Here is a 1,759-nt window from a genome sequence, read left to right as displayed (position 1 = left end):
CCCCGGGCCCGCCCCTGTCCGGCGCGATCACCACCGTCACCAGCCGCACCGGCACACCGGTGACCATCCACCGCTGCGACTACGACATGCGCTCCCCACGCGGAGGCTGGACCGTCCACGGCTACGCCTGGCGCTGCCCCTGCCACCGCCTCGGATGCGGCTACGGGCCCGAGGCCGGATTCGCGCAGGCCCTGGCCGACGCCCGCGACCACACCTGCGAGACCCCGTCATGACCCTGTGGACCCTCGCCTCGCTCGCCACGCTGTGCCTCGCCGCCGGGATCGGCGCGCTCCACCACGGACGCCTCGTCACTGCAGCCGTCGCCATCGGCGCCGCACTCGGCACCCTCGGACAGCTCTGCTGGTGGGGGCTGCGATGACGGACGACTGGTGGAACCGGCTCTACGCCGACCACACGGACACCGGACGGCGGCCGGACACTCGCACGCGGACGATCGGCGGCGGACGACTCCCCGACTGGCGCCGCGGCGAAGTAATCGATCTCAGCAAGCCTGAGCCGACCCCGACCGAACCCGACGTGCGGACCGCCGACGCGGACGAGCCCACGGAGTCCGACGACGCCGAGGCCCCCAAACCGACCGCCGAGCCGGAGCTTCCGCGCTGGGACCCGCTGCGGATCGCCGACCGCATCGTCCAGGCCCAACGTGCACGGCCGCCCGTCGGCGAACGCGCGCGGCGTCTCGTCGCCACCGTGCAGGCCAAGCCTCGGACCGGCCAGCTCCTCTACGGCGTCACCGGCATCGCAGCCGCCTGGCACATCGGGCTGACGCCCTGGCTGCTGGAGCACACCGACGACGCGCCCCTGGGCATCTCCGTCGCCCTCTGCCTCATCGGCTGGGCGATCCACCGCCGCACCGCGCAGACCGTGCTGCCCGCCGCCTGGACCGGACACGCCGTGTGGACCTCAACCGTGATCAATCTCTTCCTCCACCCCTGAAGGAGCAGGAACCGTGCTGGAGATCGGCCTACAGGGCCTGTCCCTCGTGCTCACCGTCGTGGTCGTCGCTGCCGCACGGAAGGGCGGCCAGACCATCCCCAGCACCGGGGGACTCGCCGCGGGCGCCGCCCTGGCTTACTGCTACGCGCGCACCGGGCGCCCCTGGGCGATCCTCGCCGAGAAGGGGAAAGACGTCGTGGACAACGCGGGGACGCAGTTCTCCGTCGTCCCGGCGGCGGTCGCGCTCGCCCTGCTCGGCTGGTGGCACTACACCCGCCCCCGGCTGGTCGGCTCCGTTGTGCTCGGGTTCCTGATGATGACCGCAGCTGCAGCGTCCAGCGGTCTGTGGCGCGAGATCTCCGGCATCGTCGGCTCGTTCGTGAAGATCCTGGCGGGCTGAGTCGTGTGCACCAGCGCGGAGCCGTGCCGGGCCGAGCGCACCGGCGAGGTCATCGGCCGCACCTGGGCGCGCACCGCGCGGGCCGTGGGCACCCCGATCCGCCGCGCGCCCGCGCCCACCTGGCCCCGTCACCGGGTACAAGCCGGCATGCGACGAGCCCGAGCCGCCCCACGACGCCTCACCGACGGGCTCCGCAAACTCCTGACGGCCTGGCGGAGCAGCAGGAGCGGCCAGCGCGTGGGTCCGCCCCGGGCTCGCGCTACCCGGTACGGACTCGGCGCGTTCGCAGCGTGGTGGGGCTACCAGTGGGCCGCTGCCGAGGGAGTGCTGCCCTGGATCATCGGTACCGCCACCGTGGCGCTCTTGGCGACCGCATACGCGCGCGGAGACACCCCCGAGACC

General features: G+C 73.5%; 4 protein-coding genes. All 4 read left to right on the top strand.

From position 1 onward, the window contains the following. A partial coding sequence (locus G5C65_RS36745) for a hypothetical protein (protein ID WP_165303373.1) occupies positions 1-233 on the top strand: 233 nt, incomplete at its 5' end. Then, entirely contained in the window at positions 230-379 is a 150-nt protein-coding gene (locus G5C65_RS36740; protein ID WP_165303372.1) for a hypothetical protein, read from the top strand. The genes G5C65_RS36745 and G5C65_RS36740, both read left to right, overlap by 4 nt. Further along, a complete protein-coding gene (locus G5C65_RS36735) occupies positions 376-957 on the top strand; it encodes a hypothetical protein (protein WP_165303371.1) in 582 nt (193 codons plus the stop codon). Before G5C65_RS36740 ends, G5C65_RS36735 begins: the two co-directional genes overlap by 4 nt. Positions 958-970: 13 nt before the next feature. Beyond that, a complete protein-coding gene (locus G5C65_RS36730) occupies positions 971-1,357 on the top strand; it encodes a hypothetical protein (RefSeq protein ID WP_165303370.1) in 387 nt (128 codons plus the stop codon). The last annotated feature ends 402 nt before the right edge of the window (positions 1,358-1,759 follow it).

Origin of the sequence: Streptomyces boncukensis (assembly GCF_011045075.1) — a bacterium.
Taxonomy (GTDB): Bacteria; Actinomycetota; Actinomycetes; order Streptomycetales; family Streptomycetaceae; genus Streptomyces; species Streptomyces boncukensis.
Note: the sequence above shows the minus strand (reverse complement) of the source record. Positions and strands in the feature narration are given on the sequence as shown.

Bases quoted from the DNA above. Each gene is read 5' to 3' on its own strand.
- G5C65_RS36740 (WP_165303372.1), top strand. From the start codon at position 230: ATGACCCTGTGGACCCTCGCCTCGCTCGCCACGCTGTGCCTCGCCGCC.
- G5C65_RS36735 (WP_165303371.1), top strand. From the start codon at position 376: ATGACGGACGACTGGTGGAACCGGCTCTACGCCGACCACACGGACACC.